14 protein-coding genes are annotated in these 21086 nt (G+C 47.3%); 10 read left to right on the top strand and 4 right to left on the bottom strand.

Annotated elements, in window-relative coordinates:
* The first annotated feature begins 271 nt into the window (after nt 1-271).
* From AB6805_RS10900 to AB6805_RS10935, 8 genes are all read left to right on the top strand, one after another.
* Nucleotides 272-1069 (top strand): sensor histidine kinase, encoded by a 798-nt coding sequence (locus AB6805_RS10900; RefSeq protein ID WP_370909454.1) that lies wholly within the window; start codon nt 272-274, stop codon nt 1067-1069.
* 5 nt (nt 1070-1074) lie between these two features.
* On the top strand, nt 1075-1827 hold the full coding sequence (locus AB6805_RS10905; protein ID WP_370909455.1) for a LytR/AlgR family response regulator transcription factor: 753 nt from the start codon (nt 1075-1077) through the stop codon (nt 1825-1827).
* A gap of 362 nt (nt 1828-2189) precedes the next feature.
* On the top strand, nt 2190-2564 hold the full coding sequence (locus tag AB6805_RS10910; protein ID WP_370909456.1) for a response regulator: 375 nt from the start codon (nt 2190-2192) through the stop codon (nt 2562-2564).
* 87 nt (nt 2565-2651) lie between these two features.
* Nucleotides 2652-5750 carry a lantibiotic dehydratase gene (locus AB6805_RS10915; protein WP_370909457.1) on the top strand — a complete coding sequence of 1033 codons (3099 nt, stop codon included), beginning with the start codon at nt 2652-2654 and terminating at the stop codon, nt 5748-5750.
* Between the two features lie 99 nt (nt 5751-5849).
* Nucleotides 5850-7121 (top strand): sorbosone dehydrogenase family protein, encoded by a 1272-nt coding sequence (locus tag AB6805_RS10920; protein WP_370909458.1) that lies wholly within the window; start codon nt 5850-5852, stop codon nt 7119-7121.
* Nucleotides 7122-7130: 9 nt separating this feature from the next.
* Nucleotides 7131-7544 (top strand): cytochrome c, encoded by a 414-nt coding sequence (locus AB6805_RS10925; protein WP_370909459.1) that lies wholly within the window; start codon nt 7131-7133, stop codon nt 7542-7544.
* Nucleotides 7545-7644: 100 nt separating this feature from the next.
* On the top strand, nt 7645-9453 hold the full coding sequence (locus AB6805_RS10930; RefSeq protein ID WP_370909460.1) for an ABC transporter ATP-binding protein: 1809 nt from the start codon (nt 7645-7647) through the stop codon (nt 9451-9453).
* A gap of 96 nt (nt 9454-9549) precedes the next feature.
* Nucleotides 9550-10830 carry an HAD-IB family phosphatase gene (locus AB6805_RS10935; RefSeq protein WP_370909461.1) on the top strand — a complete coding sequence of 427 codons (1281 nt, stop codon included), beginning with the start codon at nt 9550-9552 and terminating at the stop codon, nt 10828-10830.
* A gap of 62 nt (nt 10831-10892) precedes the next feature.
* Here the strand turns inward: AB6805_RS10935 and AB6805_RS10940 are convergent, their stop codons facing one another.
* Complete coding sequence (locus AB6805_RS10940; protein WP_370909462.1) at nt 10893-12965, bottom strand: LamG domain-containing protein; 2073 nt, start codon at nt 12963-12965, stop codon at nt 10893-10895.
* 423 nt (nt 12966-13388) lie between these two features.
* Between AB6805_RS10940 and AB6805_RS10945 the strand changes: the two genes are divergently transcribed.
* A complete protein-coding gene (locus tag AB6805_RS10945; protein ID WP_370909463.1) occupies nt 13389-15737 on the top strand; it encodes a TonB-dependent siderophore receptor in 2349 nt (782 codons plus the stop codon).
* A 58-nt stretch (nt 15738-15795) separates the two neighbouring features.
* Here the strand turns inward: AB6805_RS10945 and AB6805_RS10950 are convergent, their stop codons facing one another.
* Nucleotides 15796-16782 carry an NAD(P)H-quinone oxidoreductase gene (locus AB6805_RS10950; protein WP_370909464.1) on the bottom strand — a complete coding sequence of 329 codons (987 nt, stop codon included), beginning with the start codon at nt 16780-16782 and terminating at the stop codon, nt 15796-15798.
* A 268-nt stretch (nt 16783-17050) separates the two neighbouring features.
* On the opposite strand from AB6805_RS10950, the gene AB6805_RS10955 reads away from it, so the two are divergent.
* Nucleotides 17051-17614: a DUF1801 domain-containing protein gene (locus AB6805_RS10955; protein ID WP_370909465.1), complete on the top strand. Its 564-nt coding sequence runs from the start codon at nt 17051-17053 to the stop codon at nt 17612-17614.
* An 8-nt stretch (nt 17615-17622) separates the two neighbouring features.
* Here AB6805_RS10955 and AB6805_RS10960 read toward each other — a convergent pair whose 3' ends face one another.
* Nucleotides 17623-18687, bottom strand: coding sequence for an ArsO family NAD(P)H-dependent flavin-containing monooxygenase (locus tag AB6805_RS10960; RefSeq protein WP_370909466.1), 1065 nt, complete (start codon nt 18685-18687; stop codon nt 17623-17625).
* 100 nt (nt 18688-18787) lie between these two features.
* The gene (locus tag AB6805_RS10965) at nt 18788-21082 is read right to left on the bottom strand and encodes a T9SS type A sorting domain-containing protein (RefSeq protein ID WP_370909467.1); all 2295 of its coding nucleotides are present in this window, start codon (nt 21080-21082) and stop codon (nt 18788-18790) included.
* Nucleotides 21083-21086 lie beyond the last annotated feature (4 nt).

Here is a 21086-nt window from a genome sequence, read left to right on the forward strand (position 1 = left end):
TTATCGAGGGAGAGTAAGGATATGGGCACACGTGCTCATGTGGGGATGCATGGCAATGTTTTATGCGTTATTAGTGAGTGGCACTTTTGCTGTTTCCGCCAGCGCCAGCCTTGTATTTGTTATCCGGAACATGTTAGGGGCCATGTTCTTTTTTTATTCCATTTTTTATTTTACAATACCGAAGGTTTTACTGAAGGGGTATTTTTTTCTTACGATAGTATGTTTAATAATACCTTTTTTGTTCTGGTCTGTTATTAATTACCTATGCTCTTTGTATGTCGTTACATTTCTGGAGATCACGGATGTTCCGGTGAAGGAATTCCTGGAGCGGGTGGTAGGTAGCGGATGGAAAGATACTTTTTCACCTAACCATTTGCTGAAGATCTTCTTTCCTGTATTGATGACCATAGCGCCGCCCATGTCGTTGAAACTGGTCCTGGACATTATCCGCACCACCACCCGTACGTTAAGGCTGGAGCGGGATAACCTGAACCTGGAGGTTGATTTTCTACGGTCCCAGCTGAACCCGCATTTCCTGTTTAATACACTGAATAACATCTATTCATTGTCTATCAGAAATGACGCGCTGGCATCGGACCTGATCATGCACCTCTCGGAGATGATGCGGTATACGCTCTATGATTCGAATACAGAAATGGTACCGCTGCACCTGGAAGCGGAGTTCCTGAAAAATTATGTAGAACTGGAAAGTGTGCGTTATGGAAAAAATGCCAGTATACATTTCGATTGCGATACGGAAAAGATGGATGGCTACCAGATAGCACCATTACTAATGTTTCCTTTTGTAGAAAATGCTTTTAAATATTCACATAGTACTACAGCAGATAAATGCTGGATCCATGCGTCGATGGATGTATCGGATAACCAGCTGAGATTTGAAATATCAAACAGCAAAGGGGAACTCCCGGAAGGCAAAAAGGTATCCGGGGGAATTGGGTTAACTAACACCCGCAAAAGACTTATTCTGTTATATCCTGATCAACACATTTTATTTATTGAAAATAATCCCGAATATTACAAAGTTGTCTTGACACTAAAGTTGAACTAGAAAATATGGATCAAGTAATTACCTGCCTTGTAGTGGACGATGAGCCGTTTGCGAGGGATCTGATGGAAAATTACATTGGAAGGGTGCCTTATCTGCAACCTGTAGCCTTTTGCGAAAATGCCTTTGACGCAATTAATGAATTGCAACGGCAGCCGGTGGACCTGCTGTTTTCCGATATCCAGATGCCCAATATTAATGGCATCGAAATGATCCGTTCCCTGAGCAATCCGCCTGTTGTTATTTTTACTACCGCCTCAAGAGATCACGCTATTGCGGGTTTTGAGCTGGATGCAGTGGATTACCTGGTAAAACCTATTTCGTTTGACAGGTTCCTCAAAGCGGTAAACAAAGCGCGTGCGCATATCAGTCAGCGTCGGCAACCGGCAGCAGTGGAAACCACTAAGTCGAAAGTTCAGCCAGCCAATCACCTGTTTGTAAAAGATAATAACAAGTTGACGAAGATCCTCTTCGATGATATTTATTATGTGGAAGGGATGAAAGACTATATTAAAATTGTATGCAGGGAAAAAAATATCATTACCTATATGCGGATGAAAGCGATAGAAGATATTTTGCCGCCCGATCAGTTTATGCGTATCCATAAATCCTACATTGTAAGATTACAGGCGATTAAATCCATCATGGGTAATACCGTGGAAGTTGTTAACGGCCAGTCTGTAATTATCTCCAAAGCGTCGCGGCAGGACCTCAAGCGCTTGCTTGGCATTGCCAACTATAATGATGAAGACGACGAATAGTTATCAACAATGAGGGCTGTTGGTCGAAGAAAAAGGCAATTATGTCTAATAAAATATGATATTTATAAGCATTGGGCGAGATTCGGCCTGTGATTTGTTTAAGAGATCATCTTAAATGCATGTTTTATGTTGAAAAACAAATTGTCTGTGAATCGCCGCCCTGTGTTAATTTTAGAAAAAGAAATTGTTTCAAAAGCTGATGTAAGAACAATAGAGAACATTAGGGCATCCAATTATGAAGGAGTAACATCAATACTTTCGAGTGTTCCTACTACTCCCACTACTTTGACAGGGACAGGTTTTTTACGCTAGAACTTTAAATTTGTTTATTATTCCTAATTGATTAACCCCTTTGGTAAGAAATGCAATACAGATGTGCCATAGTAGATGACGAGCCTCTGGCATTAGATATACTGGAAAGCTATATCCAAAGAACATCCTATCTAAAACTCGTAAAAAAAGCATCAGAGCTGGACACCGTGGAAAGCCTGATCGCTGAAAGAAAAGTAGACGTCGTTTTTTTGGATGTTAACCTGAGAGGCAATACAAGAGATATCATAGCAAAGTTCCTTAAAAAGGACTGTGTTTTTATTCTTGTTACCGCTTATTCCAGCCGTGAGGTCCAGCATCTTTGCCAGGAAGAAAGGCAAGGTTACCTGGGTAAACCTGCCAGTTACAAGAAGTTTGTAGATGAAATGGAACGGGTTATTCCAGGTATCAAAATAGCTGTTACCTGAGATCCTGAAAAACATTTTATCTTTATTCAAGCATACGGAACCGGAAAGCATGGCTTTCCCACTAAAGTAAGTATGCCCTTGTCGCGTATGTCCGTGTTGAACGCCTGCGATTTCTTTTTATCGAGAATGCCACTATTGTCATATGAGGAAGTGTTACAACTGCACCGTAACACCCGCAATGACCAGCCCTCTTTTGTATCTGCCCTCCGGAAAATATATTCCCAACCGTTATTGCAGGAAGCCGTTTTCCTGGCCAGTCCAACGCTTTACGCAGAAATGCTGAAGTGGCTGTCATCGGCGGATACCTCCCTGAAACTGCCGCTGGCGCTTTACCGTTACCTGCTGAGAATGAGCACACGCTGCACCCCGTACGGCTTATTTGCAGGTTGCAGCACCGGTTACATCCGTACCGGGCCTACCCGCTTACCAGCCCCTGTTATAGCGCAGCGCCAGGCAGTGGCACGGCTGGACATGGGATACCTGTCCGGCTTGATGAGCGAACTGGCCCAACGGCCTGAAATAGGCCCGCAACTGCTGTATTTTTCCAACAGCAGTTTATATCATTCCGGCGATGCCTTCCGGTATTTCGAATACCAGCTGCGGGATAAAAAGCGGCATTATTTCCTCAGCGCCTTCCCGCAAAATGAATATATGGAAGCCATTCTCGCGGCTGCCGGCAAGGGGGCCAGTATTTCCCGGCTCGCCGGCCTACTCACCAACCTGGATATCCCGGCCGGCGAGGCCCGGGGCTTTATTGAGACATTGATCCGGAACCAGATCCTGGTAGCCGGATTATCGCCTGAAATTGCCGGTACAGATAACCTGGATGGACTGATCCGTGAATTGATGGCATTACATCCCGTACCGGACTGCCTGCCTGCATTACAACAAGTGCAGCAGCTTTTACAGCAACCGGCCAATGGCATAAACAGCTACCAGGAGATTAAAAATATATTAGCCTCCAATTTCCCGGGCATCGACGCGAAAGAGCCGGTACAGGTGGATCTTTTTTTCCCGTCGCCGGAAGTCCGCCTGGCTGCATCCGTTACCAATACCTTGCTGCAACGGCTGGAACGGCTACTGGTATTTGGCGCCTCCGGTGATGGCGGCGACCTTCAGCATTTTAAAGAACAGTTCCTTCAAAAATACGATCAGCGCGAAATACCCCTGATGATGGCCCTCGACAGCGAATCCGGAATAGGGTACGGGGTGGCATCCGGTGAAGACGCGAGCTATACCCCCCTCATAGATGACCTGGTAATGCCGGCCGGTAAAAAGAACGATACCATTCACTGGAACGCCCAAACGAAGTTTGTGCTGCAGCGCTTTCTTGCTGCCAGAGCCGCGGGAGTTACGGTCATTTCCCTCACGGATGCCGACCTGGACGAACTGGCCGCCGATACCGATAAACAGGAAATACCACCATTTTTTTGCGTCATGGGTTCGCTGGTAGCTGCTTCGGCCGCTGCTATGGATAGCGGCGACTTCAAATTTTTGCTGAAAGCATGCCATGGCCCCAATGCCCTGGCCTTATTAGGCCGGTTTGCTGCCGGAAACAGGGAACTGGAAAGCCTCTTACGTGATTTTACACGCCGCGAGCAGTTATTGGAGAAAGATAAAATACTGGCAGAAGTTATTCATTTACCGGAAGGCCGTTCCGGCAACGTGTTACTACGGCCATCCCTGTACGATTATGAAATACCGTTCCTGGGAAAAAGCAGCCTGCCGGAAAACTATCAGTTGCCTGTGAGCGATTTGCTGGTAAGCGTGCGTAACAACAGGGTAGTGCTGCGTTCGCAACGGTGGGGAAAAGAGGTGATGCCCCGGCTCACCAGCGCCCATAACTACAGCCGCGGCTTGTCGGCCTACAAATTCCTGTGCGACCTGCAACAGCAGAACGCACTATCAGTACAGTGGAACTGGGGGATTTTACAGGAAGAACCCTTTCTGCCCAGGGTAGTATACCATGAGGTAATCCTGGCGCCGGCCAGGTGGTACCTGACCCGTGCCGCGTTTGAATCACTCCTGGAAGCCCATTCCGCAGATGAGGCGTTGCTGCTGTTAAAAGCGCAGTGCCGGCTGCCGGAATATGTACTGTTATCCGAAGGGGACAACGACCTGTTAATAGATTTCTCCAGTGCTTTTGGCCGTATGCTATTAACAGATAAACTGAAGAAAGGCAATGTAGTATTATATGAATGTTTATTTAACGAGGCTACCCGTTTGTCGGCGAACGGACAGGGTGCTTACTGCAATGAAATTATAATACCGCTGCGTAATACCACCTGGCAGCCATCGGCTGAATTGCCCGCCACGCAGGTGCCGGCAGGGGTGCCGCGCAGCTTTGCCCCGGGCAGCGAATGGATGTATATAAAAATATACTGTGGCCCTAAATGGATGGATAAACTGTTGCTGAAAGTATTGCTGCCCCTCACCGTCAGGCTGCAATCCTCAGGGGTGACGGATCGCTGGTTCTTTGTCCGGTACCAGGACCCGGATCATCATATCCGTATCCGCTTTCATTTGCCGCAGCACCGGGAACACAGCGCCGCTGTGATACAGGAAGTGGAGGCACTACTGCACCCTTATCTTAACAGTGATATTGTACAGAAGATACAGCTGGATACTTATGTGCGGGAGCTGGAGCGGTACGGACCCGCGCTGATGGAACATAGCGAAGCTTTCTTTTTCCACGACAGCGAGGCGGCGGTAAGACTGTTACTGACCATCAGCGGTGCTGAAAGCCAGGAGCGCTGGCTGCTGGCGTTAAAAGGCGCAGATGAGTTGTTAAACGGTTTCGGCTATACGCCGTTGATGAAAATGAAGCTGTTGCAGCATTTACAACAGCAGTACTTTGCGGAGCATCATGGAGATGCCTCATTGCTACGGCAACTGAATAATAAATACCGTGCGCACAGCAGGCAAATTACGGATGTACTGTCGGATAACGTAAACGATTATACGTTACCGGATGGCGCCCGCGAAATATTGGCAGAACGGGCGGCCAGGTGGAAGGATATTATCCTGGAACTCCGGGTCATACAGCCGGCGGCAGTAACGGAACTGGTGCCGCATTACCTGCACATGTTCCTGAACCGCATGTTTACAGCCAACGCCCGTTTGCATGAACTGGTGATTTATCATTACCTGATGAAGTATTACATTTCCCTGGTAGCCAGGAGCTGATGCCATTCATCCATAAATTAGGAATTCCATAAAAACCATTACTATTTTTACACGGTAAGTTTAAATATCCCCTCATCAATCATTGTAAATAAAAGAAATATGAAAACAAGAGTAGTTCTCCTGGGATGTTTGTCTGTGATGACGCTGTTGTCCGTTCAATGCCTGGCCAATAACGGCGACAGCAGCGCTGTTCGCAGTACCGTGGCAGATCCCGGCAATGCAGGGTTGAAACTGCCCGCAGGATTCAAGGCGCAGGCAATAGCGGAAAACCTGGGCGCAGCCCGCCACATAGCGGTAACACCACTGGGGGATGTCTATGTAAAAATCCAGACTTCAAAACCGGGAAAAGCCATTGCAGTGATACACGGCAAGGATGTAAAAACCTTTGGCACTTACCGTGGTACCGGCATGGTAATCAAAGGAAACTACCTGTATACCTCCTCCGATGAGGAAGTATACCGTTATGCACTGAATGATAAATTTGAAGTGATCAACCCTGAACAACCGGAAAAGATCGTAACAGGATTGATTAACCGACACCAGCATGAAGCAAAAGCTTTAACGCTGGATAACGAAGGAAATATTTATGTGAACATCGGCGCGTATTCCAACTCCTGCCAGGAACAGGACCGCGCAAAAGGTTCCAAAGGCATAGAAGGATGTCCTATCCGCGATTCAGCAGCAGGCATCTGGCAATTCCGGGCAGATAAACAAAACCAAACCTATGGCGATGGCACCCGCTATGCCACCGGGCTGCGTAATGTGGTGGGGCTCGACTGGAATACAGTGGATAACCAGTTATTTGTAATGCAGCACGGGAGAGACGGGTTGTTTGACATGTACCCGGAATATTACACGCTGCAACAGGGTAATGAATTACCAGCGGAATGTATGTATGCCTTAAAGAAAGGAGATGATGCCGGCTGGCCTTATATTTACTACGATGGACAACAGCATAAGAAAATGCTGGCGCCCGAATATGGCGGCGACGGAAAGAAAACCGGTGGTGAAAACGCCATTGACCCCGTAGTGGCATTTCCTGCCCACATGGCGCCTAATGGCTTGTTGTTTTATACCGGCAGCCAGTTTCCGGCCAAATATAAGAATGGCGCTTTCGTGGCTTTTCATGGTTCCTGGAACCGTCAGAAAGGACAGAAGGGTTATTTCGTAGCATTTGTACCGTTTAAAGATGGCAAACCATCCGGTAAATGGGAAATTTTTGCGGATGATTTTGCGGGCGTACCGGACATCCAGTCGCCAGGCCAGGCAAAGCACCGCCCCTGCGGACTGGCACAGGGTCCCGATGGTTCCCTGTATGTAACAGATGATGTAAAAGGAACGGTTTATAAAATTACCTACAGTGGTAAATAATGATATGGTATGAAGAGAATCATTTTAACAGGTGTTGCATTTGGCGCCATGCTTTCTTTTTTATCTGCGCAGACCAAAAAGCCGGGCGCCAATCCTGCGATGGCCCGCGGTAAAAAGGTATATGAGCAATATTGTCTTACCTGCCACCAGGTAGATGGGAGTGGCGTACCACATTTAAATCCGCCGCTGATTAAAACCACTTTTGTGCTGGGAGATAAACCCACATTGGTGCAGGTGATATTAAAGGGCATGCAGTCGTCTGTTCCGATAGATGATGAATATTATTCCAATAATATGCCGCCGCATAATTTTCTGAAAGACCAGGAAATAGCGGATGTGCTGACTTATGTGAGAAATAATTTTGGCAACAAAGCCAGTGCGGTTACCGCTGCGGAAGTAAAGGCCATCAGGGCAAAAAATTAATCCGTAATGGAAAAGAGAGGCCGGATCAGCACATGATCCGGCCTCTTTTCATTTTAGTACCGGGAAGATATATGTTACCCGTTTATCGTATTTTTAAAATATGAAGGTCCTCTGGAACTATTTAAAGCCACATAAATGGCTGGTCATTTTATCTTTATTACTGGCCGGCATCAGCCAGGTACTGGTGATGACGGATCCGTTGATTTTCGGTAAGATCATTGACGATTATGCCGGTAAGGTAAACAGTATGCCGGAGAAGGACCTGGTGAACGGAGTGTTGTTCTGGCTGGGCGTTGCTGTGGTGGTGGCTTTGATGGCACGGCTCGCAAAATCTTTCCAGGAATATTTTCTTCGCCTGGTAGTGCAGAAATTCGGGATGCAGGTATTCAACGACGGGCTCAAACAAACCCTCCGGCTATCGTTTGAGGAATATGAGGAACAGCGGAGCGGGGAAACACTTGCCGTACTACAAAAGGTAAGAACAGATACAGAACGTTTCATTACTGCTTTTATTAACATCCTCTTTACTTCCCTGGTAGGTATGGGATTCCTGATCTGGTATGCCATTACCAAACACTGGGCACTGATACCTGTATTTGTGATCGGGATTATTTTCCTGGGCGGGCTCACCGGTTTGCTCAGCAAAAAAATGAAAACCGTGCAGCGGGCCATCAACCGCGAAACGCTGCAGCTTTCCGGCGCTATTACAGAATCATTGCGGAATATAGAACTGGTAAAAAGCCTGGGGTTAACCTTCCCGGAAATAAGACGGTTGAAAACCTTTACCAAAGAGATCTTCGACCTGGAAATGGAAAAGACACGGCAGGTGAGAACGCTGTCTTTTTTACAGGGCACTACGCTCAATATCTTAAAACAGAGCATCCTCTTTATCCTGTTGTGGCTGATCTTCAGGAATATACTCACCACGGGTGAGCTGATCACCATGCAGTTTATTACCACGGCTATTTTTGTTCCGTTGCAGGATCTGGGGAATATTATTATCCAGTACCGGGAAGCAGAAGCGTCGCTGCAGTTGTTTCATAAACTCATGCAACGCCCGGTGGAAGAGCGTCCGGAAGAGCCGGTGGAAATCGGCGATTTGCAGCAAATGCGTTTTGATGATGTGGTGTTCAGGCATAAAACCGCTACCACCAATGCCATCGACCATATTTCATTTGCCGTGGAAACCGGTGATACCATTGCGTTTGTAGGACCCTCCGGCTCCGGTAAATCCACCCTGGTGAAATTGCTGGTGGGGTTGTATAAACCGGTAGCAGGAGAAATATATTTCAATGATGTGCCCTCCGGCGATATCCGGTATAATGCGCTGAGGAGACAGATAGGCTTTGTAACGCAGGACACACAGCTGTTTGCCGGCACCATTAAGGAAAACCTGCTGTTTGTGAAATCTGACGCCACTGATGAAGAAGTGATTGAAGCATTGGAGAAGGCCTCCTGTACCGCCCTGCTGGCCCGTTCCGGTAAAGGCATTTACACCCGGCTGGGAGAGGGCGGCGTAAAATTATCCGGCGGGGAAAAGCAGCGTATTTCCATTGCGCGTGCCTTGATCCGTCACCCCCGCCTGCTGATCTTTGATGAGGCTACTTCCGCACTGGATTCTATTACAGAGGAGGCGATTACTGATACCGTAAGAAGTATTTCCGCCCGCAGGGAACAGATCACCGTGCTCATTGCACACCGGTTGTCGACCATTATGCACGCCGACCGGATCATTGTACTGGAAAAAGGAAAGATCGCTGAAACCGGCACACATGACGAGCTGGTGGAGCATAAGGGATTGTACTATGCCATGTGGCGCCAGCAGATAGGAGAAAGGAGAACGGCAGCCTTACCGGTGGAAAAGAAAGCGCCGGACGAGGAAAATGAAACCGAATGGGACGCTTTATAGTCCAGGCTTTAACCCCCATAAATTCCCCGGAATTACAAGATTGTCTGCTAAATCTTATTTAAACTTATATTTTTGTGCTCCAAATTTGATCGTTCCGTGGGCAAAAAATACTATATAATTGACTTTGACAGCACTTTCACGCAGGTGGAAGCATTGGATGAACTGGCGCGCATATCCCTGCAGGACCATCCGGAAAGAGAACAGATCTATAAAAAAATTGAAGATCTGACCAACCTCGCCATGGAAGGGAAGCTTTCTTTCAGGGAAAGCCTTGCCGCCCGGGTGCAGCTGCTGGAGGCGAATAAAGACCATCTGAAACTGTTGGTGAAGCATTTGAAAAAGCTGGTATCTACTTCTTTCTCCCGTAACAAAAACTTTTTTAAACATCATGCAGAGGATGTGCTGATCGTTTCCGGCGGATTCAAAGAGTTTATCACACCGGTAGTATTGCCTTTCCATATCAAAAAAGAAAATATTTATGCCAATACCTTTTTGTTTAACGACGAAGGGAAAATAGTTGGCTATGATGCCGCAAACCCGCTCTCCAACGAAGGCGGCAAAGTAAAATTGCTGCATGAACTGCAGCTCCAGGGCGAAATTCATGGTATCGGCGATGGTTATTCCGATTTTCAGCTGAAAGAGTCCGGCATGATCAAGAAGTTTTATGCCTTTACAGAAAATATAGAGCGTAAGTCCGTCACCGAAAAAGCGGATCATATCACGCCGAGTCTTGATGAATTCCTGTATGTGAACAACCTGCCCTCAGCCATCTCCTACCCTAAGAACCGTATTCTTTGCCAGGTAGCAGGCGATGTGCCGGAAGCAGCGGTAAAATACCTGAAGAAGGATGGCTTCACCATTAAACATGCCGGAACGGACGATAAACAGCTGTCGGCAGCAGGTATACTGTTAATGGGAGAAGGAGAAAAGCTCAGCGCAGAACAGCTGAAAAAAGCGACCAAACTGAAAGTGATCGGTTACCTGGGTAATAGTAAAAAACATATCCCGCAGGAGCTTTGTACAGAAATGGGGATCGTGATCTTTGATAATATGCGCAAACCGGAATCTGTGGCAAAAAGAATTGCCAGGTTTATCAATAATGGCGACTCCTTTAAAAGCAGCAACTTCCCGAATATACAATTGCCGGAAGTAAACAATGCGCACCGCTTTATCCACGTTCACCGCAATGTGCCCGGCGTGATGGCAAAGGTAAACCAGGTGCTGGCAGATCACCGCATTAATATTGTGTCGCAATTCCTGATGACGAATGCCGCTATCGGTTACGTGATTACCGATACCAGCAGCGAATACGATAAAAAAATATTGAAAGAACTGAAGAAGATTAAAGACACCATCAGCTTCCGGGTGTTATATTGAGGAAGTGGAGTTACTATATTAAAGAGGCTGTATCAAATGATTATTGGTACAGCCTCTTTGTTTTAACCCTGTCCCTGCTCAGCGCAGTTCCCGTCATATTCTAGTGACAGCTTCGTTAACTGTGCAGCCCATACAATAAACTTCGCCATTATTTCTGCTGCTACCAGGCCTGTAGCCATTGTAAAAGCTCTTGCAATGATAGCAGTCAGGGCAAACCAACCCGCCGAGACTACAATGAATTTTAAAATGGGCCATAAAATCATTTCACGATGCATTTCTGTTATAATATCCAGCCCGGACATAACGGTGATCGTAGTGCCGACTACAGCAGTGATTTTTGCCAACACCTTTGCATTCGCGATAGCGAGATTGAAAATTTTACCGGGAATCTGGTTGTAGGGAGAGAAAACCGGAAGCGGGAGGAATATGCCCAAAAATTTAACAGAGATGCTGTAGACAAAAACTATCCACCAGATAGTGCAGTCAGTTACTTCTCCTATTGGACGGTCATAAATAAGTGCGTCGCCACGAAGGTCGTGGTATATGATCTTTGTTCTTCCATTTTCATCTGTTCTCGTATAAACTTTCCGGAGATTTTCATTCTCTGAGAGCATTTCTTCTGCCCGTGCATATGCTTTTTCAAATTCTTCCCGGAAAGCATGTTGTTTTTCTCCATCCACCTTCCAGAAACTAACCAGGTCTGTAAATGTTTTCTCCTTCAGATCGGCGGAGGATAGTTCCCGCTGATCAGCAGGTTTTATGACTTTTGGAGGAGGAAGAGGTACTTCTTCCACGCTGTTAAAGTAGCTGGAATTGATAGGCATAGAAACACCCAGCTGGGCTTTTCTGTCTGCCAGTTCAAGGGTTGTTGTTGCCAGCGCGCTGGCAGCACCGTTCAGTAGTTGAACGGTATGACCCATTGAATCCATCGGTGGAGTAGTAGTGAAATCGAAGTTGGCTACCAGTCTTGGATCGGTGATCACATCATTCAGTATCCATTGACGGAGTTCTGCCTGCTCCAGGCAATCTTTCCATAAGCGGACGTTTTGAATGTAGCCGGTAAACCCGATTCCGCCTATTATCAGTCTTCCCTGGGCAACATTCGCTACGCCACCGGGAAAGTATTCAGCTGTTTGCAGGTTCCCGTTTACGTAGAGGCTCATCATTTTTGAATCTCCGTTATAGGAAACGGCAAAATGATAGAAACGTCCTTCCGTGATCTGTTCCTTGGAGTAGATGGCTTGTCCATCTGAATTCCGTTTTGCAATGAGGCGGCTGTTGACTTTATCGTACTGAATATAGTATTGCCAATGCAGGTCTTTTTCAAAGGCGACTAGTACGGCCATATCTGCTGTGGAGGTGGGGTTAAACCAACCCTCAATGGTATAAGGCTGATAGCCGCCGAAATTATACTCCGGATATACACCGCAATCAATAAAGCCCTTTTCTGTTACCCCTGTCGAAGGGATACTGTAAACGTAGTTGGGTGGCGGCGTACTGTAGGAGATCTCGATACCATTACCGGAACGGTCTTCAGTGGGCATTTCCGTGAAGTCTGTCCATAAAACGAGATCAGTTCCTGTTGCCGCGGGGGGAACAATCGCAAATGCATCTTCTGCGATTTCAAAAATGTCCCGGGCCGATTTCCAGATGGCTATGCGTGCTATATGCCCATAGAATAAATTTTGGTACCCGGATGGGGACTGGTATTTTCCGGCGCCAATATGAGTCTGAATCGGTATCGCCTGGTAAGGAATTCCCTGTATGGGGCTACTGCCTACTTCTATTCCATCCAGGCACAGCGTGATCAATTTCCTGTCGCTGTCAAAAGTAGCCGCCACCTGGTGCCATTCCAGCAGGGGTAGCTTTTTTGTAGCCGTTACCTGGAACGGCTTTCCGGTATTATTCATCGTCTCCAAATACAAAAAACCGTTGGAAAGGCCGAAGTTGAAATAAGCGCCGGCAGTCGGCGATGCACTGCAAAGAATGGTCCCTGTTGATGCCGTTGAAAAGATCGTTGCTTCAAGCGTAAACGACCTCATGTTGTTAAGGTGGTTGGATGGGAAATAAGCATACGAGGTCCCATTGAATTGAAGCGCGCTATATCCCCAGCGCATTGTTAATCCAAGATTCATAAGTGTATTTTTTGGTCCTACTCTGTTATGGTTTTTCGGTTTCACCCCCCGCTTATTGTCAAGCCAGGCAGACCTGTTTTTTTTCTGTGCTGCAGCTGCACATTCTTCTCCACAAAAGTCCGTTGATCTGCCGGCCTGAATAAGAGCGTAAATGAGTGTTTCTGAAAACAGGTATTTATACCTGTTTAGGGAGATATAGCGGGTATTTATACCTGCTTCCTGTTACTTTATGTGGCTTGCGCTAAAACGTTTTTTCCGTATTGCGTAAACCTTTTTCCCGAATCCATAACCTCGCCCGGAGTATCGCCATTAATTTTGCGCCTGAATTTTAAACTGAAATAACCGACCTATATGTTTTTATTTATCAACCGGATAACGGTGTACTTATGCTTTCTATGTACTGTTTGCTTTTCCGTGAATGCAATGGCTGATACGGAGCCCCTATCCGCTATCCGCGGCCTGGTAGTTACGTCCGACGGAACGCCTGCCGCTTATGTAGCTGTACAGATCAAAGAAAAAAACAGGGGCACACTCACCAATGAAAAGGGCGAATTTGTATTCAAAAAACTGGCGTCCGGAAAGTACACCTTGCAGGTGATGCTGATAGGGTACAAAACAATGTCGCAGGAAGTAACCGTGGAGCAGGACCAGATTGTGCAGATGAAACTGCAGCTCGAAGCTTCCGATAAACAATTGAAAGAAGTAATTGTAAGCGGTGCAAGGAACCGGTATAAAAACGACAGTCTTTCCGGATCACTGCGACTGAGAACACCTATTCTTGAAGTGCCACAGAATATCCAGGTAATATCTGCCAATGTAATTGCCGATCAGCAGGCATTTGACCTGGTGGATGGTATCACCCGTAATGTAAGCGGGGCCACACGTGTAGGGCATTGGGACAATCAGTATGCGAATATCAGGATGCGTGGTTCCAAGATCCCTGCTTTCCGCAATGGTATGAATATAGAAGCCAGCTGGGGACCTACAGCAGAAGATGCCGCTATGATTGACCGTGTAGAGTTTGTAAAAGGACCGGCGGGCTTTATGCTGGCAGGTGGTGAGCCGGGTGGCTTTTATAACGTGGTTACCAAAAAACCGACCGGAGTTACCAAAGGCGCAGCCAGCATCAGCATGGGAAGCTTTAGCACTTACCGCGCCGCGCTCGACTTTGACGGTAAACTGAGCAAGGATGGTAAACTGCTGTACCGCCTCAATGTGGCCGGTCAGCAAAAGGATTATTATACCAAATACAACTTCAACAACCGTTACCTGTTTGCGCCGGTATTAAAATACCTGGTAGACGACCGTACTTCTGTTACGCTGGAATATACCTACCAGGGATCAACCTACCTCGCGAATGGTAACTATGTTTTTTCCAGCAAAAAATTGTTGGATGAAGATATCTCGAATGATTTCTTTTATGGTGATCCATCCCTCACGCCGGGTAAATTGAAAGATCATAGTGTGTACCTGTATTTTGATCATAAGATGAATGATAAGTGGGAAGCGCATGCGCAGGTAGCTTATTTCAACTTCGGTATGGAGGCAAACAGTATATGGGCTTCCAAAGTAGATAGTGCAGGTAATATGGGCAGAACTTTCAGTGTGGCGGATGAAGCGGGGGAGAACCGTTTTGCACAGGCTTCCATTTCCGGCGAAGAGTACACAGGTACGGTGCGGCACAGGATACTGGCAGGTGTAGATATGGGGAATAAAAAGTTTTGGGGAGATTTCAGAACATTGGCCAATATCGATATGGTAGGGGGTAAGAAATTCAATGTATATAACCCTGTATACAGCATTCCTATTGGCACCCTGCCTGCTATAGACCGCAGTCAGAGCGTAAAAACAAGAGCAGGTGGCAGTAACTATGTGAGCTCAGTAAACTATACCTCCGCTTACATACAGGATGAACTGGGCTTTTTTAACAACAGGTTACGTTTATCGTTAGCCGGGCGTTTCACCTACGCAGAAACTGTTGGCAAAACCAAGGCGCTTGCTATTAAGGATAATGTGTTTACTCCCCGTGTTGGCCTGAGCTATTCTATAGATAAATCCACTACTATTTACGGTTTGTTTGATCAGTCGTTTGTACCTGTGCCGGGGGCTGATTCCAACCAGAACGCATTTAAGCCTATTAAGGGAGTGGATGTGGAAGCCGGTGTGAAGAAGGAATGGTTTGAAGGCAGATGGGTAGCATCCGCTACGGTATACCGTATTGCCAGGCAAAACTCGCTCGTAAGCCTGAATATGAAAGACAGTCGCGGTGCCGATGTACAGGAGCAACTTGGCGAAACGCTCACCAAAGGCGTTGAAATTGATATTGCCGGGGAAATACTACCTGGATTGAATGCCACGCTGAACTATGCTTACACCGATTCAAAGATCTCCAAGGAATCACCTACGGCTACAACGAAAACAGTAGGTAATATCACGCCTAATACGGCTACGCATATTACCAATGCCTGGCTGAACTACCGCATTGGCAAAGGAGTTTTGAATGGCCTCGGCGTTACAGGCGGCATTCAGTGGATGGCTGATCGCTACGTAGGAAGCGCCACAAAAGTGTTCTCTATTCCCAATTACTTCCGTACAGATGCGGGTTTGAGTTACGTTAAAGGAAAGTACAGTGTTTCATTACTGGTGAATAACCTGCTCGATAACCAACGGCTGCTCACTGCTGCTTCTATACCTACTACGGCTACCGGGTTTTATAATTATATAGTAGAGGCCCGTCGTAACTTCAGGATGACGATCGGTTACCGCTTTTGATATCTTACTAAAATGAATAAAAACAAAAGGTGTACTATGAGCAGTACACCTTTTGTTTTTATTCATTTACCAGCACTATTTTACCGGTATGTTCACTGCTGGCCATTAGCCGGTGCGCTTCCGCAGCCTCCTTAAAAGAGAACGTTGCGTATATCACCGGCAGGAATTTTTTAGCTGCTATCAATGGCCACACGTGTTGGCGGATATCAGCCGCCAATGCTTTTTTATAACTGTATTCCCTGCTCCGGAGTGTACTACCGGTGATGGTGATACGTTTCTGCATGACCGCGGAGATATTTACTTCCGACAGGTTGCCTCCCATGGAGTTGATGTACACCAGCCGTCCTTCCGGGTTAAGGATAGCAAGATTTTTACCGAGATATTTTCCTCCCACCATATCCAGTATAACATCTATGCCGGTTGTGGCCAGTTCCTCCTCAAAATCCTGTTTTTTATAATTGATATATTGCGTAGCGCCCAGCCTGATGCAGGCTTGTCCTTTCTCTTCCGTACCTACTGTTACCCATACTTTGCTGTTTAATGCATGTGCCAGTTGTATGGCGGTAATACCAATACCGCTGGAACCTCCGTGAACCAGCAATGTTTCACCGGGCATTAATTTAGCGCGTTGAAAAACGTTGCTCCACACGGTGAAAACAGTTTCAGGTAAACTGGCAGCTTCGGCGAAACTGAGACCTTCCGGAACCGGCAGGCATTGCCCTTCTTTTACGGTCACATAGGCCGCATATCCGCCGCCTGCCAGCAGTGCGCATACTTTGTCGCCGGGCGACCACATGGTAACACCCGCACCACAACTCACCACCGTACCGGCCACTTCCAGGCCGGGAATATCCGGCGGCACGCCGGGAGGCGCCGGGTATTTGCCTTCGCGTTGCGACAGGTCGGCCCGGTTTAATCCGGCAGCACGTACCTCAATCAATACTTCTTCCTGTCCGGGAACCGGTGTGGCGTATTCCTGTAGCTGCAATACTTCCGGTCTGCCCGGCTGGGTAATAACGATGGCCTTCATGACGAATGATTTCATCAAAAATCGGTGTTTCTTTTGGATTGTGCTTCTTTTATCCGGGGGTAAAATATTGAAGTTCTACCACCAGCATCCGCTTCAATCTCCCCAAATCAAAAAAATCCCAAAGAACAAAATCCGGTTAATCAATATAATCAGCGTAATCCTGGGAAAGACAAAATCCGCTGCACCCGGCAAAATTGAAGTCGCAAATGGCCCTGTATAATGTCGCGTTAATGCCTTGTGCAAACACCTGGATTATGCTAATTTTAAGAAAGAATTCAGCGATATGAAAACAGTAAACGACATTGATCAGTATATCGCCGGTTTTCCGGAGGAAACCCAGGCGCTGTTGCAGCAAATAAGGGCGGCTATCAGGAAAATGGCGCCTGCCGCAGAAGAGAAGATAAGTTATGGTATTCCAACTTTTACGTTGAACGGCAACCTGGTCCATTTCGCAGGATATAAACATCACATCGGTTTTTATCCTGCTCCTTCGGGTATTAAAGCATTTGAAAAAGAACTTTCCGTTTATAAGAATTCCAAAGGTGCCGTGCAGTTTCCATTGGATCAACCTCTTCCTATTTCCCTGATCAATAAAATAGTAAAGTTCAGGGTGAAAGAAAGCCAGGAGAAAAATACCAGCAGGCATACCAGCGCTCATGGGGAGCTTTTTGCTTCGCTGGCTGCCCCCGCCCGCCGCGCATTGGAGAGTAAAGGAATAAGAACCGTACAGCAGCTTTCTAAATTCAGTGAAGCCGATATACTGACGCTTCATGGCATGGGAAAAAGTTCCCTGCCGAAGTTGCGGAATGCGCTGAAAGAAAAAGGACTGTCGTTTAAGGGGGAGTAAAAGAATGTTTATTGTTGCAGGAAGCTGCTCAGTTCTTCCACGGTTTGCCTGGCGGTTCTGCCCACCCCAATAAGCGTGGCAGAAGCAAAGCCGGTCCACGATCCGTAGCCGGTTAGCCAAAGACCGGTAATATCCGTTGCTCTTGTTCCGTTTGTTTTAATCCGTTCATCTGGTTGAATGATCCCCAACGGGGCCAGGTGCGCTAACGCCGGCCGGAACCCGGTACAAAAAATAACGGCATCTACGGGTTCCTGTTGGCCTGTGTTCCACGCTATTCCACCGGGATAGAAATGATCAAATGCGGGAAGAAAATGTTTGTACACGCCTCTTTCCCTTGCTTCTTTTACAGCAGGCACCATTACGATATGTCCCAGTGATGGAGGCTGGTAATCCCTGCCTTGCTGCCGGGCTTCATATTGTTGAGTGGCCGCATCAAAAAGATATTTGCCATCAATATTATCCGGTAAAAATTCGGGTGGTTGCTTTGTGATCCACAGGGTAGATGCTACCTTGGAAACCTCCGCCAGGATTTGTGCGCCGGAATTGCCCTCGCCCACAATGGCCACACGTTTCCCTGAAAAGCTTCCCGGTTCCTGGTATTGCGCCGAATGAAGTATGATGCCTTTAAAAGAGCCGGTTCCGGGAATAGCAGGAATAAACGGATTGCCAGAAGTGCCCGTGGCGCTCACAATCGCTTTTGCATGATATGGGCCGGCAGTGGTGGTTAAAATAAAAGTTCCTTCCTCTTTCTCTACGGATGTAACCTTTACCGGCCTTGCTACCGGGAATTTATACCTCAACTCATACTCCTGCAAATACCTGATGGTTTCTGCGCGGCTGGGATAATGATGCTGGCCGCCCGGCATAAAAACGCCTGGAAGCGAGCTCCATTGCGCCGGGGAAAATAACGAAAGTGATTGCCAGGTATGCTGCCAGCTGCCTCCCGGAAGAGGGGCTGCATCCAGAAGTATATATTTCAGCGTGGTTCTGCGAAGATAATAGGCCACGGATAAAGCGCTTTGTCCGCCGCCGATAATGATTACGTCGTATATGTTTTGCTTGTCGTCTGTCATGATTATTTCCTGTCAATAGTCCTATCTAAGTTAACGATTTGCTTTAAAGAAGAGGCCCGCTCATTGAGCGGGCTCCTTCAAACCTGGCCTGGCGCTGGAACTAATGCTTAATAAATTTATAGGTATGATTTATTTCTGTTGAGGTAACCTTTAAGTAATACGTGCCGGGTATTAATTCAGCGATGTTAATTGACATGCCTAATGCCGTTTTCATTCGCTGACCGTCGTTGTCATACACCTCAAGGTTAGCGTTGTTATTTAGTCCCCTGATATAAAGCCTGTTGCCCACCGGGTTGGGATACAGGGAAATGTGCTGTTTTGCAGTTTTGGCGGTGTTCATCATATTGATGCGCGCATGGTTCATGCCTGCTACCAGGCTATCGGTGGAATCAACCGCCGGAAGACCATTTTTTTCACGCAGCAATTGGAAGAGATGATCCGGCCGCACCACAATATGGTTTGAATCAAGCGAATTCATTACGTTTTTAAAATTTGTAGGCTTCACATCCTGCCAGGGTTGCGCCTGTATAATCATGAACCTCGGTGATGTTCCATTCCATCCTGCAGAGGCGGAGGCAATGGCGTCCTTCATGGCTTGTTCGCCGGTGCAATAGTTGCAGGAGAGGGGCAATCCGGGCAAAGTTTGGTTATAGATGCTGAGAGGGCCGCCTGTATTCTGGGCTGTTAGCCCAAGCAATGATGGGGCGTGGGTGGCAAAGCTCTCTCCGACATTTTGGTTGATGCCACCGGTAATGGTGTTCCAGATAGTGACCACCCGGAACCCTGCTCTTTTATTATAATCTTCGGTTTTAGCAACAAATTGATTGAGTGTATTTTGATCCGGGAAATTATTGGGGTATACATAACCGTACCCGGACGGACCGGAAATAAGATTATCATTATCCGTAGCAGTTTGATGATAGAAGTTTAGCGCTCCCGGCATGGCATCCAGCATCGCCGGAGAAAGCGTCCACCCGATGGGAACCGATCCACGGTCAGCATTGTTCCAGAGCTTGCGCATCAGGTGTTCAACATATTGAAGATTGTCGCCGTCACTTAATATAAACGCCACATAAATTTTGTTTTTCAGGATTGGTTTTGGCGGTATAGGCTTAACATTAACGGTTCTGGGCATACCGCTATGCACCGTTAAATTAGTGGCATAATCGCTGGCGATGGTAGCTATTCCATAGGTGGATGCTCTTGTTACACCGGAGCCTTCTTCAGGCCACCAGCCCATGAAATTTGCCCCCGCCGGCATAGAGGCTAAGAAATTGTTCAGCAGTTCGCTTTCACCTGCCACCCGCGGGTCCAGCCATATTACTGCGGCGCCAAGGGCAGTGGCATATTCCCGCAGGGAACCCTGATGAATCTCGGGGCTTAACCCGATTAACAGCCGGTGATCCAGTGTGGGCCAATACGTGTTATACAATGTTTGGTATACCTGCAGGTTACTGGTAAACTGGCCACGTAAATCCTGCAATACGGGGAAATTATAAGGGGCGGCCGTTAACCGTGGTAATAAGGATGGTGACGCGATGAGCGCCTTTTTATTTTTTGCCAACATAGTAGCCAGGTTAACAGTGGCCGGCTGCGCCGGATCATACACGATCAGGCCGGATACCTCCGTGCGGTACTTGGTGATAAGCGCCCACCGGTCGGTATATTCTGTCCAGGTTAAACCTAATGACTGCATCCAGGTGTATGGCCCTTCTGCAAAGGCATCGCCTTCATAGGAAAAGAGCCGCGGCTGCGTGCGGTTGACGATACCTTTCAGGGAAGTGAATAAATAGGTTTCTGCGGTGGCGTTATCCTGCTGTACACCTACCCAGTCCACTTTTATATAAGCGCCTCCTCTCCAGAACACACGCAATTCGATAGCATGACTATCGGCCGGCATGGTGAACGGCAATTTAAAACTCGTATAATTGGATGCTACAGGGAATTGCTGACGGGTAATAGCCTTAAACGCAAGGATCGCACCGGTGGTAGCATCCCTCACATCGATATCGACGATGGAATCGTTATTCGCCGTATTATTATCTGTTTTCATCCTGAACTCGGCAATATTCGCTCCTGCCGTAACGCTGTTGTCGTAAGGTCCGTAAATCATATGCTGGTTCGCCGCATCGATTCCTACCTGGCAAAGCCAGCCATCGCTTTCCAAACGTCCCGTATGATGGCTGAGAGAGGGGCCTTCACCTTCCCAACGCCAGGACCGCTGAGAGGTGCCGTTATTATAAAATAGATCCAGGTTGCTTGCTGTTGCCGGAAACGAAGGCAGCAGCTGCCCCGCAGGCCAGGTTGTCTGGGCCATGGAAGTCGTTGTCATCAGCATCAATAAAGAAAAGAGCAACGCTCTGCGGGTTAAATAAGGGTTCAATTTGTGGGTCATCGTG

The organism is Chitinophaga sp. RCC_12 (assembly GCF_041360695.1).
Taxonomy (GTDB): Bacteria; Bacteroidota; Bacteroidia; order Chitinophagales; family Chitinophagaceae; genus Chitinophaga.

Bases quoted from the DNA above. Each gene is read 5' to 3' on its own strand.
- AB6805_RS10950 (WP_370909464.1), bottom strand. From the start codon at position 16,782: ATGAAATCATTCGTCATGAAGGCCATCGTTATTACCCAGCCGGGCAGA.
- AB6805_RS10930 (WP_370909460.1), top strand. From the start codon at position 7,645: ATGAAGGTCCTCTGGAACTATTTAAAGCCACATAAATGGCTGGTCATT.
- AB6805_RS10945 (WP_370909463.1), top strand. From the start codon at position 13,389: ATGGCTGATACGGAGCCCCTATCCGCTATCCGCGGCCTGGTAGTTACG.
- AB6805_RS10920 (WP_370909458.1), top strand. From the start codon at position 5,850: ATGAAAACAAGAGTAGTTCTCCTGGGATGTTTGTCTGTGATGACGCTG.
- AB6805_RS10905 (WP_370909455.1), top strand. From the start codon at position 1,075: ATGGATCAAGTAATTACCTGCCTTGTAGTGGACGATGAGCCGTTTGCG.
- AB6805_RS10925 (WP_370909459.1), top strand. From the start codon at position 7,131: ATGAAGAGAATCATTTTAACAGGTGTTGCATTTGGCGCCATGCTTTCT.
- AB6805_RS10915 (WP_370909457.1), top strand. From the start codon at position 2,652: ATGTCCGTGTTGAACGCCTGCGATTTCTTTTTATCGAGAATGCCACTA.
- AB6805_RS10910 (WP_370909456.1), top strand. From the start codon at position 2,190: ATGCAATACAGATGTGCCATAGTAGATGACGAGCCTCTGGCATTAGAT.
- AB6805_RS10965 (WP_370909467.1), bottom strand. From the start codon at position 21,082: ATGACCCACAAATTGAACCCTTATTTAACCCGCAGAGCGTTGCTCTTT.
- AB6805_RS10960 (WP_370909466.1), bottom strand. From the start codon at position 18,687: ATGACAGACGACAAGCAAAACATATACGACGTAATCATTATCGGCGGC.
- AB6805_RS10955 (WP_370909465.1), top strand. From the start codon at position 17,051: ATGAAAACAGTAAACGACATTGATCAGTATATCGCCGGTTTTCCGGAG.
- AB6805_RS10940 (WP_370909462.1), bottom strand. From the start codon at position 12,965: ATGAATCTTGGATTAACAATGCGCTGGGGATATAGCGCGCTTCAATTC.